The following is a 12,367-nucleotide window of genomic DNA, read 5'->3' on the forward strand; positions in this document are numbered from 1 at the left end:
ATCATCGATAAAGAAACGGACGCAAGAGATGAAGCTGGACAAGCGACAGATTGTCGATGCGGCGCTCGACCTGTTGAACGAGGTCGGCATCGACCGGTTGTCGACGCGCCTGCTGGCGCAGCGGCTGAAGGTTCAGCAGCCGGCGCTCTACTGGCATTTCAAGAACAAGCGCGCCTTGCTTGATGCGATGAATGAGGAAATACTCAGGCGCGGTCACAACCACCCGATGCCCGCGCCCGGCGAGAGCTGGCAGGATTTCGTGCGCAGTAATGCGCGCAGTTTCCGCGCCGCGCTGGTTGCTTTCCGCGATGGCGCGCGCGTTCACGCCGGCACCGAGGCCGAGCCCGGCGAAGTCGAGCGGTTCGAAAAATTGCTGCATTTCCTGGGCGATGCCGGTCTCAGCCCGGTCATGGCGCTCGAGCTTTTGATCTCGATCGGCCGCTACACGGTGGGCTGCGTCCTCGAGGAGCAGGCGGAATACCCGGCAGGCCCCGGCCGGCGCGCCGCGCTGGACGAGGCGGCAAGCGGCCTGCCTTTGTTCAGTGAGGCGCTCGCCCGTTACCGGGCCGGTGGCCACGCGGCGCTTTTCGAGAACGGCCTCGACCTGTTGATTGCCGGCGCCGAGGCCCGTTTGGCCGGCGCGGTCAGGCCGCCGGCATAGGACCCGCCAGCCACTGCCGTATGATCGCGGCGTCCGCATCGCCGAATTCATGACCCGAGGCAACGATGCGCGCGTCGACCTCGGCGTGGCGTTCGCTCAACAATGTCACCAGGGCTGGCGCGAAAGGGCCATAAGTCTGGTCGGCGGCGCCGGCGACGATCAGCACGCACGTCGCCCTGAGATCTACCATTGGCGAATTGTCGAGCACCGGCATCGCCCGCATTAGCGCCGCCCGCCTGACAATGCCGGTATGGAGCAGCATCAGACTGGAGACGACGTTGGCGCCGTTCGAATAGCCAAGGAAAGTCGCACGCTTCAGGTCGAGCCCATGCCGGTGCGCGACTTCCGTTGCGAACTGAGCATAGGCTGATGTCTCGGTACGGATGGAGACCTGCTCGAAGCTGATCGGCGTGATTCGCTCGAACCAACGAAATCCATCCTCCTGTGGGATACGGCCGCGCGCCGCGACGACCACCGAATGGGGTGCGATCTGTCTCGCCAGCGGCAGCATCGTCGTCTCGTCGACACCGGACCCATGCAGCACGAACAGGCACTCACCGCTTGCATTTGCCGGCGTCACCACCCGGTAGCGAAAGCCGAGATCGCTGTGCAGGATGGTGTTTTCGTCGCTATATTCAGGAGCGCTCATATCCATTTGATTCCATGAGAGATTCGTTGATTTGCCGGCTTCAAAACGGAATATTTTCGCGCTCCGCGAAAGTTGATTGAACCATGCGCATTTCAGTCCGTTTCTGCGCCGATACACTCCCCTTGGGAGGAATCGAAGCGGTGCGCCCCGGGGGTCGCATTTGCTGGCTATGAACAACCAGCTTTGAGGCCTTTTGTCGATGACCACCCCTGTCCCTAACGATCGCGACAAGCGTATCGGAGAGCGCGATACGCGTATCGACGTGCTGCGCGCGCTCGCGCTGCTCACCATTTTCGTCGACCATGTGCCGGGCACGGTCTTCGAGAACTGGACCTACAAGAATTTCGGCTTCTCCGACGCGGCCGAAGCCTTCGTGCTGCTTTCCGGCATCTCGGTGGCGCTGGCCTACGGCACGAAGTTCAAGCCGGGCGGCCGATTGCTCGCGACCCTGAAGATGTGGCGGCGCGCAGGCGTGCTCTACATCTCCCACATCGTCATCACGATGGTGGTGATCGCGCTGTTTTGCGCTGCCGCACTGTTCGTGCACCGGCCGGAAATGCTGACGATGATCAACATCGAGCCGTTGATGAAGAACACGCCGCAGGTGCTGCTCGGCATCGTCACGCTCGGCCATCAGCTCGGCTACAACAACATCCTGCCGGTCTATGCGGCGCTGCTTCTGGCGGCGCCTGCCTTCGTGCTGTTCGTCAGCTACCGGCCGGTGCCGGCGCTGATCGTGTCCGGCCTGCTCTGGCTCGTGGCCGGCATCTGGCAGATCGCGCCGCCGAACTATCCCGAGCCCGGCTTCTGGTTCCTCAACCCGCTGTCCTGGCAGTTCCTGTTCAATATCGGCCTTGCCGCCATGCTGCATGTGAAGCGGGGCGGGCGGATCCCGGTCAATCCCTGGCTGTTGGGCGCTGCCGGCATCTATGTCGTCGGCGCGGCGATCTGGGTGCACAGCCCGCTCTGGGGGCAGATCACGTGGTTCAACCTGCCGGTGGTGATCGGCGGCTTCGACAAGACCTTCCTGTCGCTGCCTAGGCTCCTGCACATCCTGTCGGTCAGCTATCTGATCGTGGTGCTGCCGGCGGTCTCCAACTTCTTCCGCGTCCGGCCCGACAATCCGCTGGCGATCCTGGGCAAGCGCTCCCTGCCGGTGTTCATCGCCGGCACGCTGCTTGCCATGGCGGCGCAGGTTCTGAAGCTGATCAATCCGGGCGGCCTCGCCTACGACACGCTGCTGATCGCGGCCGGCATCGCCATGCAGCTCGCGCTTGCGCTCTACCTCGAATGGCTCGCTGGCCTCGGCCCCTCGTCCCGCGCCAAGGCGGTGCGCGAGGAGCCTGCGCGTGCGCCCTTCGGTGCACAGCCGCTGCCAGCGAGGGCGGGTGGTTATTGACCGCACTGCAAGGAAAAGTGCCCGGCCTATCCGCGCGGAACCATCCGAGCTTGCTCAGGCTTTCGGTGCCGGACCGGTCGAGCCTCTGACGACGAACTCGACCCCCATCGTCTCGCGCCGCACCGCGCCGTCATGGTCGAGGATCATGCGCGCGGCGCGGCGGCCGATCTCGGTGATCGGCTGCGCGATCGTGGTCAGCGGCGGCGTCGACAGCGCGCCGTCCGGCACGCCGTCGAAGCCGACAATGGAGACATCGCCGGGAACGTTGAGGCCTCGTCCTATCAGCCAGTCGATGGCGATCAGGGCCATGCGATCCGACATCGCCAGGATGGCGGTCGGCCGTTCGCCTGTGGCGAAGATCGCCTCAAGGCCAGCCCTGGTGCTCTTTTCCTCGTTCTCGGTCTCATAGACCGGGATTTTCGCCGTATCGATGCCGAAGCGGGAAAGCTCCTCGAAATAGCCGGCAAGGCGATCGCGCGTTCCGGTGTAGACGGCGCTGCGGACCGCTTCCGGCGTCGCGAAGCCGGTGCGGTTGTCGGCGAAGCCGAGCGACAGGACGGCAAAGCGGCGATGGCCAAGCTCGGCGAGGTGGCGGGCGGCAAGCCTTGCGCCGGCGACATTGTCGACCCCGATCGCCGATACGGTCTCGTCCTGGAAGCCGAGCTCCAGCGCAACGAAGGGCAGCCTGCGCTCGCGCGTCAGGTCGACGAGGCGCGAGCCGCCTTCGATGCAGAACAGCACGAAACCGTCGACAAGCGCGCTCTGGATGTTCCAGGCGAGCTTTTCCTGGTTGGCGGCCGAGACCAGCGCGATGCCGGCGCCGGTGGCGTCGCAGGCTTCGGAAATGCCGGCCATCATCACGCGGGCGAAGGGATCGTCGAAGAAATAGGAGAGGGGCTCCGTGGTGGCGACGCCGATGGCGTTGACCTTGCCGGCGCGCAGCAGCCGGCCTTTAGGGTCCGGTCCGGCATAACCCATCTGCTCCGCGACAGCCTTGACCCGCTCCCGCACTTCGGCGCGCACGATCTCGGGCCGGCTGAAGACATTCGAGGCCGTGCCATGCGAGACCCCGGCGGCCTTGGCGATGTCGGCCAGCCTGATCGGTCTTGCCTGGCCTTCGAGGAGTGATGCCATCTCGTTCCTCCGAATCCGGTCACGCCACGAACATGACCGCTGAATTGCTGCCGGTCATCTAACATTTTTGTTGGATCGATTCAAATTTCGGTTGACGCCGGGCAAATGAGGTTTATGATTTGAATCGATCCAAGTTCTGCTTCGTGGCGGAGCGGATTTCGACAGGAGGATGCCATGCATCCGGTGAGTTATTTGTTCGAGGACATATACCGCAACGACTGGGGCATCGCCTCGGTCATCGTCAGCGAGAAGCGGCGCGGCAGGTCGAGTCCATGGAGGCGCGCGCCGCGCTTTCTCGTGGAGCGCAAGCGCGGCTGATCTGCAGCCTTATTGCACGCCAGCGCATTGGATCGGTTCAATTCAAAGGAGGAGCAGCCATACATCCGATTGGCCATCTGTTTCAGGACATCTATCGCAACTATTGGGGCATCACGCGCGGAACCGAGCAACCTGAGCGGCGCTGCGTGGACGGATTGCCTGTGCGCCAGCGCGAGCGGCGTTTCGGCCGAAGATAATTCAGGCCAAAGATAGATCAGGGTCGCGGGCGCCACAGCGCCGAGACAGCGATCGCCAGCCAACCGGCGATCAGAAGGGTGCCGCCGATGGGCGCCGACATCGGGAACAGCCGCGCACCGAAAAAATTGCGGGCAAGCAGATCGCCGCAGAACAGAAGCAGCCCCGCGAGCAGGACGATGCTGGCGATCCTGAGGCAGCGGTTGCCGCCGGCAAGGCCGATGGCGAGGAACACCGGCGCATGCATCAGCAGGAAGTTGGCGGCGGTGCCGGTGAAGGCGCCGCCGCGATGCGCGGCGGCAGCCGACAGCGCCACGCCGGCGGCGCCGACAAGCCCGGCTGCCAGCACGAGGAGGCGGCTCCCGCCGTCTGATGCTTGCCCGGTAAGGCTCATCCTGGATCCTCCATGCTGCGGTTGGGCGGATGCGCCGGTCAGGACTCGCCGGCCTCCAGCAGCATATGCCGTGCGCGGCGCGACTGGACAATCCAGTTGTAGACCGCGCCGAGCGCCATCAGCACCGATGTGCCCAAAAACACCGCGCGCATGCCGAAATGCCCGCCGACGAAACCACCCGACAGCGGCCCGGCGACCTGGCCGACATATTGCGCCGAGATCGCCAGTCCAAGCACATTGCCGCCGATCCCATCGGGGATGTTGTGGCGGATGACGCTGGTGATGCAGGGCAGCAGCCCGCCCAGCGCCAGGCCCATCAGGAAGCGCAGGCCGATCAACTGCCAGCCATTGGTGACGAAGGCTTGCGGAATGAGCAGCAATGCCGAGACGGCAAGGGCGCCGACCACGACGTTCCAGTGGCCGACACGGTCGGCCAGCTTCCCCAGCCAGGATGAGGACAGGATGGTGCCGAGCGCCGCCGCCGACATGACGACGCCCGCGACCATGGTCACCTTGCTCTGGTCCTCGACGAGCTGTTGCACATAGATGGTGATGATCGGCTCGATCGACATGGTGGCGAAAGCGAGCAGCATGCCGGTGGTCAGCATGGCGACGATCGGCCGCTTGTCGGGAATCTGCGACCAGCCGCTTTTCGGCTTCGTCGCCGAGACAGGCTTGGGCGCCGGCGGATTCTCCTTGATCAGGAAAGTCGTCGCCAGGAAGGCCAGGAAGATCACGGCGCCGGAAAGCATGAAGGTCGCGCGGATGCCGATCAGCGGCGGCAGCAAGCCGCCGAGCAGCGGGCCGACCAGCGAACCGGCGGTGATGCCCGCCGCCAGCATGCCCAGCGCCCAGCCCGAGCGCTCCTTCGGCGCCTGCATGGCGACCAGGATCGTGGAGCCCGACGAATACCCCCCGGCGAAGCCGATCAGCAGCCGAAGCAGCACCAGTTGCCACACACTTTGAACCATGCCGGTCAGCGACATGCAGATCGCCATGCCGAACGAAGCGCGCACCAGCATCAGCTTGCGGCCATAGCGGTCGCCCAGCCGTCCCCATATGGGCGCGACCAGTGCCGCCGCGAAGAAAGTCGCGCCATAGGCAATGCCCGACCACTGCACGATCGCCGCATGGCCTTCGGCGCCGAGCTGCTCGACGTAAAGCGGCAGGAACGGCAGCAGCAGCGTCATGGCGACGAGCGTGCTGAACGAGCCGGCGAAGCAGACGGCGAGGTTGCGCCGCCAATGGATGTTGAAGCCGCTCTGTCCGGATTCGTTGGGCGTCATGTCACGCATGCCAAATGCTGGGGTTGTTATAGATACCAACTTGGGATACCAAGCCGGTATTCGTCATGGACCTGACACTTGCCGCTGTCAATGCGGCTTCGGAAAGCGGGACGACAATGTCGCAGATGCAAAACGTCGAAAGGCAGCTTCGCGAAATGATCCTCGGCCTGGAGATCGGGCCTGGCGAGCGGCTGACCGAGCGCTGGATCGAGAGCCGGTTCGGCGCCTCGCGCACGCCGGTGCGGGCGGCGCTGCTGCGCCTGGAAACCGAAGGGCTGATCGGCCGCGACGGCCGTGGCTGGACTGTGGCGCCGATCAACCTCGCCGAACTCGGACAGATCGCCGTCTACCGCGAGGCGGTCGAGGTCGCCGCGGTTCGCCTGACGGCGGCGCTCGAAGACCGTGGCGGCATCGAGGTGATCGCGGCGATGCTCGATTCCTGCGACGCCGAGACGCCGCGCGAGGAATGGCATCGCGTCGGCATGGATTTCCACATCGAGCTGGCGAGGCTTTCCGGCAACGAGTTTCTGCTCAGGGCCGTTCGCGACGCGATGACCAGGCTGTCGCGGGCGCGCTGGCTGGAGGTGCGCGATGAAAAGGCGCTCGGCCGCGCCTGGGCCGAACATCATGCCATCCTTGTCGCCGTCAAGGCCGGCCACGCGGACGAAGCGGCGCGCCTGCTTTCCGCTCACATCGCCGGCAGCCGCGGTCGGCTTGTCACCTCCTTGCATGACGACCGGCGCGGCTTGCGCGCACGGGGATTTGCCGTGGTCGCGGCGTAAGATGTCGTGTGGCCATTCGCATTAGCAGGCTTGCAACATGGCCGGGAGAATGCTGTAGGAGACGAGGGGGATGAAGGCAGACTACCATTGACCATCTTGCTGAATTCGCGGACGCATGGCCACACTCTCACGAACCGCCGCAAAGCTGTTCTATTACGCGCGCAATTTCGCGCGTGACCGCGCACCGCAATCCCTGTTCCGAGACCGCCTGGCCAGCCGGCTCGATCAGGCCAGGCTTTCGGGCAAGACGGTTCGCGAGCGACTGAATTACTACAACAAGCTGGAACACCCGTTCGTGCCCAGCACGGACGCTGTAGCCGTCGGCAAGCTGCCGCCCGCTTCCAGCATGTATTATTACGATCTCAAGGAATTCGCCCGCTATTTCGATCCCGGCCTGCTGATCGATTTCGAATATGGCGATGTCGTCGGCATTCCGGAGGTGCCGAGGATCGTCAAGGACCGCCCCATCGGCGACGACAACGCCAACGGCGTGCTGATGAAGCTGAACAAGTTCCGCCACTTCTACATGCCGCCCGACAAGCTGTCTTTCGCCGACAAGCGGCCGATGGTGGTCTGGCGGGGGCATCTCAACAATCCGCTTCGCACCCGTTTCGTGGAAAAGGCCGCTGACCTGCCGTTTTGCGACGCGGGTTCCCACAAGCCCGACGCGCCGGACGGATACCGCAAGCCGTTCCTGAACATCGAGCAGCAGCGACAGTATCGCTACATCGTCTCGCTCGAAGGCAATGACGTCGCGACGAACCTGAAATGGATCATGAGCTCCAATTCGCTCTGCCTGATGCCGAAGCCGACCTACGAAACCTGGTTTGCCGAAGCCCAGGTCGAGCCCAATGTCCACTATGTGCCGCTGCAGCCGGATTTCTCCGACCTGGTCGACAAGGTGGCCTATTTCGAAAAGCATCCCGCCGAGGCGGGGCGGATAACGGCCGCCGCCAATGCCTATTGCCGCAAATTCGGCAATGAACGGGACGAGCAGGCGATCTCGCTGCTCGTCCTCTATAAATATTTCGTGCTGAGCGAGCAGATAAAGCCCGATCCGGAAGTCTGGCGCTTTATCGCCGGCTGAAAAGCCGTCTGCCGTTTCTTTGAAACGGTGAAACGCCTTAAGCGTGGGAGCGGTCGAGCACCTTGTCGGCCGGCCCGAAGCGATCCCTGGCGGTGAACTGCTGGTGCCAGTAGGGATAGAGCACCGGCGGCCGGCTGACCACGTCGAGGCGCTGCCGTTCTTCCTCGGAGAGCGACAGGCTGGCCGCGGCGAGATTGTCCTTGAGCTGCGCCTCGTTGCGGGCGCCGATCACCAGCGAGCTTACGGCCGGACGGCCGAGCAGCCAGGCAAGCGCCACCTGCGCCCCTGAGACGCCGCGTGCCTTGCCGATATCGACCAGCACGTCGACGATGCGCCACAGGCGATCCTCGTCGCGGATAGGCGGTTCCTTCCAGCCGCCGAGCTGGCGCGCGGTCGGGCTATCGCTTGTGTATTTGCCCGAGAGCAGCCCGCCCGCCAGTGGGCTCCAGACCAGCACGCCGAGGCCCTGGTCGACCGAGATCGGCAGCAATTCGTATTCGGCCTCGCGCGCTTCCAGCGTGTAGTGGATCTGCTGGGTGACGAAGCGGGCCTGATGGCGGCTGTCGCTGACGGCAAGCGCCTTCATCACCTGCCAGCCCGACCAGTTGGAGCAGCCGATGTAGCGGATCTTGCCCTGGTTGACCAAGGTGTCGAGCGCCGCGATCGTCTCCTCGACCGGGGTGAGCCCGTCCCACTGGTGGACGAAATAGACGTCGATGACGTCGGTCTTGAGCCGCTTCAGGCTCTTTTCGCACTCGCGGATCAGATGGTGGCGCGACAGGCCTTCGTCATTGGGGCCGGTGCCGATGCGCATGCGCGCCTTCGAGGCGATCAGCACGTCGTTCTTGCGCTTGCCGCCAAGCGCCTCGCCGATGATCTCTTCCGACAGGCCGTTGGAATAGACATTGGCGGTGTCGATGAGGTTGATGCCGGCGTCGATGCAGGTGTCGATGATGCGCCTGGCCTCCGCGAGGTCGGAATTGCCGACGGCGGCGAACGGACCGGCGCCGCCGAAGGTCATCGTGCCAAGCGTCAATGTCGAGACTTTCAAGCCGGATCGGCCCAGCGTGCGGTATTCCATGTCGGTCCTCGCGATTTGATTGAAGAAGCGCCGTGGCGGGCGCCGGAAGAGGCGAGGGGATTTGTAGGACAATTCGCGCCGCTTGTCGCCCCGCCATCGATACGGGTCGATCACATATCTTCCATATCGATGCCGGCTGCCGGTCGATTGCAATAAAACCGTCATTGCGGCTCTGTATCTCAGTCGGCTTAAGGAATGTCCGTCCGGAGCAGGCACGGGTTCCGAAGCGACGATGGCTGACAGGAGACGGAGCTGCGCGATGAATGAGCTGAAACCGAATTCCGGGGCGAAGGACTGGCTCGAAGCCGAGCTCGAGGACACGCTCGACGAGGACTATGAGCTTGAGATTTCCGAACCGGCGCTCTCGCTCGAGATCGCCAAGATCTACAAGAAGTCGCATCCGCCTTCCATGGAGCGCATGACCTATTTCCGCGAGCTGCTCAGGCTGCAGTCCGAGCTGATCAAGCTGCAGTCATGGGTCGCCTACCACAAGAAGAAGCTGGTGGTGGTCTTCGAGGGCCGCGATTCCGCCGGCAAGGGCGGCGTCATCAAGCGCATCACGCAGCGGCTGAACCCGCGCATCGCCCGCGTCGTGGCCTTGCCGGCGCCGACGGAGCGCGAGAAGTCGCAATGGTATTTCCAGCGCTACGTGCCGCATCTCCCGGCCGGCGGCGAGATCGTGCTGTTCGACCGCTCCTGGTACAACCGCTCAGGCGTCGAGCGGGTGATGGGTTTCGCCGGACAGGATCAGGTCGAGGAATTCTTCCATGACGTGCCGGAATTCGAGCGCATGCTGGTGCGTTCCGGCATCACGCTGGTGAAATATTGGTTCTCGATCACCGACGAGGAACAGCAGATGCGCTTCCTGATGCGCGTCCACGATCCGATGAAGCAGTGGAAGCTGTCGCCCATGGACCTGCAGTCGCGCGTGCGCTGGGAGCAGTACACCAAGGCCAAGGAAGAGACCTTCGCCCGCACCAACATTAAGGAAGCGCCCTGGTTCATCGTCGAGGGCAACGACAAGAAGCGCGCGCGGCTGAACTGCATCGACCATCTGTTGCAGCAGATGCCATATGAGGAGGTTCCGCACGAGGACATCTCGCTGCCCGACCGCGTCTTCAACCCCTCCTACGAGCGCCAGGTCCTGCCGCGCGAGCTCTACGTGCCGGAGAAGTATTGAGGCGTCTCCCTTCTCCCTTGTGGGAGAAGGTGGATCGGCGCGCAGCGCCGAGACGGACGAGGGGTGTTGGACGGAATGAGGCGGTGGCGATTTTCAGCTTGTTGCCAAGCTGGAGCACCCCTCATCCGACCGAGCTTCGCTCGGCCACCTTCTCCTACAAGGGGAGAAGGAAAGGGCGCTACGCCCGCCCGATCGTCACATGCAAAGCGTTCGCCGTCGCCACTTGCTCGGTGCAGCGATAGCCGAGCTTCACCATGTCGAGGCCGGCGAAAAGATTCTCGCCCGAGCCGAGCAGCACCGGCGAGATTGCCAGATGCATCTCGTCGATCAGACGTTCCTGGAGATATTGCCGGAGAGTCGAAACGCCGCCGCCGATCCGCACATCCTTGCCGCCGGCCACGGCCTTAGCCTGTTCGAGCGCCGAGTGGATGCCGTCGGTGACGAAGTAGAAGGTGGTGCCGCCTTCCATCATGATCGGCGCGCGTTTGTAACGGGTGAGCACGAAAGTCGGAACATGATAGGGCGGGTTGTCGCCCCACCAGCCTTTCCACTTGTCGTCCGGCCATTCGCCGCGGATCGGCCCGAACATGTTGCGGCCGAGAATGTAGGCGCCGACATTCTCGAAGCTGCGGATGGCGAAGTCGTCGTCGACACCGGTCGCGCCGCCGTCCTTGCCGATCACCATCTGGTGGAATGTCCGGGTGGTGACCAACCATTTGTGCAGGCTCTCGCCGCCGACGCCAAGTGGATGTTGGAGGGTCTGATCGGGACCTGCGCCGTAACCGTCGAGCGACAAGGTGAAAGCGTTGACACGCAGCTTGGACATGATCGTCTCCACAACCAATTGTTTTTTGCAAGCGGTTATGGACTATCCTAACCGATTGCAGATTGCAAACAGTTGTTCTCGGATCGAGTGGGTTCAGCTGCAGGCTGGTGACGTCAACTGACTATGATCGCAAAGGGCTTATCGCCAGGCGCTTAGCCCTTCAGCATCTGCGCCACCACCGGCGCAAAATAGGTCAGCACGCCGTCGCAGCCCGCCCGCTTCAGCGAGAGCAGCGATTCCAGCATCGCCTTCTCGCCGTCGATCCAGCCATTGGCGGCGGCCGCCTTGATCATCGAATATTCGCCCGACACCTGATAGGCGAAAGTCGGCATCTGCAGCTCGTCCTTCAGTCGGCGGATGATGTCGAGATAGGGCAGGCCGGGTTTGACCATCAGCATGTCGGCGCCTTCGGCGAGGTCCTGCTCGGCCTCGCGCACCGCTTCATCGGAATTGGCGTGGTCGATGTAATAGGTCTTCTTGTCGCCCTTGAGCAGGCCGGCGGTGCCGACCGCCTCGCGATAGGGGCCGTAGAAGGCCGAAGCGAACTTCGTCGCGTAGGACATGATCGCCACGTCCTGAAAACCGTTGGCGTCGAGCGCGTCGCGGATGGCGCCGATGCGGCCGTCCATCATGTCGGACGGCGCGATGATGTCGGCGCCGGCCGCCGCCTGGATGACGGCGGCCGCGGTGACCTGCTCCACCGTCTCGTCATTGACGATGATGCCGTCGCGCAGGATGCCGTCATGGCCGTGGCTGGTGAACGGGTCGAGCGCGGCATCGGTGATGATGCCGATCTCCGGCACCGCGTCCTTGATGGCGCGCGTGGCGCGGTTGATGACGTTGTCGGGGTCGAGGATGTGCGAGCCGGTCTGGTCGCGCAGCGCAAGCTCGACATTGGGGAAGGTGGCGATCGCCGGGATGCCGAGCTTGGCCGCGCGCTCGGCCTCCTTCACCGCGAGGTCGACGCTCAGGCGATAGACGTCCGGCATGGCGGCGATCGGCTCGCGCGTGTTCTTGCCGTCGATGACGAAGATCGGCCAGATCAGGTCGTTCACCGAAAGCTGGTTTTCCTGCACCAGCCGGCGCGACCAGTCGGCCTTGCGCATGCGCCTGAGCCGCCGGCTGCCGGTGATCTCGTCGACGCTGCGCGCGCCGGCAGGTTTTGCGGGGGTGAATTTGTTCATGGCCGAAACTCTCTTTTGGGTCGGCTTTTACCACGCGTCTCCGCCGCTGACCAATGCGACACGATTGTGCCAGCTCTGGGTGCAAGTTCCTTGCCCCGCCACGCGGGGAGAGGTGTCCGCGAAGCGGACGGAGAGGGGCTTTCGTAAGCTGCTCCCCTCTCCGTCTCGGCTTCGCCGAGCCACCTCTCCCC

Annotated in this window: 13 protein-coding genes; 6 read left to right on the plus strand and 7 right to left on the minus strand. The window is 63.8% G+C overall.

Annotated elements, in window-relative coordinates; genetic code table 11:
• Window positions 1-28 precede the first annotated feature (28 nt).
• Window positions 29-661 carry a TetR/AcrR family transcriptional regulator C-terminal domain-containing protein gene (locus FJ471_RS15540; RefSeq protein WP_140804442.1) on the plus strand — a complete coding sequence of 211 codons (633 nt, stop codon included), beginning with the start codon at window positions 29-31 and terminating at the stop codon, window positions 659-661.
• Here FJ471_RS15540 and FJ471_RS15545 read toward each other — a convergent pair.
• Entirely contained in the window at window positions 645-1,310 is a 666-nt protein-coding gene (locus tag FJ471_RS15545; protein ID WP_140804444.1) for an alpha/beta hydrolase, read from the minus strand. The genes FJ471_RS15540 and FJ471_RS15545 overlap by 17 nt on opposite strands.
• 199 nt (window positions 1,311-1,509) lie before the next feature.
• On the opposite strand from FJ471_RS15545, the gene opgC reads away from it, so the two are divergent.
• The gene (opgC, locus tag FJ471_RS15550) at window positions 1,510-2,709 is read left to right on the plus strand and encodes an OpgC domain-containing protein (protein WP_140804446.1); all 1,200 of its coding nucleotides are present in this window, start codon (window positions 1,510-1,512) and stop codon (window positions 2,707-2,709) included.
• A 54-nt stretch (window positions 2,710-2,763) separates the two neighbouring features.
• Here the strand turns inward: opgC and FJ471_RS15555 are convergent, their stop codons facing one another.
• Entirely contained in the window at window positions 2,764-3,843 is a 1,080-nt protein-coding gene (locus FJ471_RS15555; protein ID WP_140804448.1) for a LacI family DNA-binding transcriptional regulator, read from the minus strand.
• A 174-nt stretch (window positions 3,844-4,017) separates the two neighbouring features.
• Here FJ471_RS15555 and FJ471_RS34800 point away from each other — a divergent pair, with 174 nt between their 5' ends.
• On the plus strand, window positions 4,018-4,161 hold the full coding sequence (locus tag FJ471_RS34800) for a hypothetical protein (protein WP_181167102.1): 144 nt from the start codon (window positions 4,018-4,020) through the stop codon (window positions 4,159-4,161).
• A gap of 214 nt (window positions 4,162-4,375) precedes the next feature.
• On the opposite strand, the gene FJ471_RS15565 is transcribed toward FJ471_RS34800, so the two are convergent.
• Together FJ471_RS15565 and FJ471_RS15570 are read right to left on the minus strand one after the other, a co-directional pair.
• Window positions 4,376-4,750 (minus strand): DUF423 domain-containing protein, encoded by a 375-nt coding sequence (locus FJ471_RS15565; protein WP_140804452.1) that lies wholly within the window; start codon window positions 4,748-4,750, stop codon window positions 4,376-4,378.
• A 38-nt stretch (window positions 4,751-4,788) separates the two neighbouring features.
• Window positions 4,789-6,036 (minus strand): MFS transporter, encoded by a 1,248-nt coding sequence (locus FJ471_RS15570; protein ID WP_140804454.1) that lies wholly within the window; start codon window positions 6,034-6,036, stop codon window positions 4,789-4,791.
• Between the two features lie 116 nt (window positions 6,037-6,152).
• On the opposite strand from FJ471_RS15570, the gene FJ471_RS15575 reads away from it, so the two are divergent.
• Together FJ471_RS15575 and FJ471_RS15580 are read left to right on the plus strand one after the other, a co-directional pair.
• Window positions 6,153-6,818 carry a GntR family transcriptional regulator gene (locus FJ471_RS15575; protein WP_140804456.1) on the plus strand — a complete coding sequence of 222 codons (666 nt, stop codon included), beginning with the start codon at window positions 6,153-6,155 and terminating at the stop codon, window positions 6,816-6,818.
• A 115-nt stretch (window positions 6,819-6,933) separates the two neighbouring features.
• Window positions 6,934-7,905: a glycosyl transferase family 90 gene (locus tag FJ471_RS15580; RefSeq protein WP_140804458.1), complete on the plus strand. Its 972-nt coding sequence runs from the start codon at window positions 6,934-6,936 to the stop codon at window positions 7,903-7,905.
• 37 nt (window positions 7,906-7,942) lie between these two features.
• Here the strand turns inward: FJ471_RS15580 and FJ471_RS15585 are convergent, their stop codons facing one another.
• Window positions 7,943-8,986 (minus strand): aldo/keto reductase, encoded by a 1,044-nt coding sequence (locus FJ471_RS15585; protein WP_140804460.1) that lies wholly within the window; start codon window positions 8,984-8,986, stop codon window positions 7,943-7,945.
• A 259-nt stretch (window positions 8,987-9,245) separates the two neighbouring features.
• Here FJ471_RS15585 and ppk2 point away from each other — a divergent pair, with 259 nt between their 5' ends.
• Window positions 9,246-10,166 (plus strand): polyphosphate kinase 2, encoded by a 921-nt coding sequence (ppk2, locus tag FJ471_RS15590; RefSeq protein WP_140804462.1) that lies wholly within the window; start codon window positions 9,246-9,248, stop codon window positions 10,164-10,166.
• Window positions 10,167-10,344: 178 nt separating this feature from the next.
• Here the strand turns inward: ppk2 and FJ471_RS15595 are convergent, their stop codons facing one another.
• Together FJ471_RS15595 and hemB are read right to left on the minus strand one after the other, a co-directional pair.
• Window positions 10,345-10,992, minus strand: a complete 648-nt coding sequence (locus FJ471_RS15595; RefSeq protein WP_140804464.1) for a dihydrofolate reductase family protein — start codon at window positions 10,990-10,992, stop codon at window positions 10,345-10,347.
• Window positions 10,993-11,144: 152 nt separating this feature from the next.
• Window positions 11,145-12,176 carry a porphobilinogen synthase gene (gene hemB / locus FJ471_RS15600; protein WP_140804466.1) on the minus strand — a complete coding sequence of 344 codons (1,032 nt, stop codon included), beginning with the start codon at window positions 12,174-12,176 and terminating at the stop codon, window positions 11,145-11,147.
• Window positions 12,177-12,367 lie beyond the last annotated feature (191 nt).

The sequence above is a fragment of the Mesorhizobium sp. B2-7-1 genome, from assembly GCF_006440735.1.
GTDB lineage: Bacteria > Pseudomonadota > Alphaproteobacteria > Rhizobiales > Rhizobiaceae > Mesorhizobium.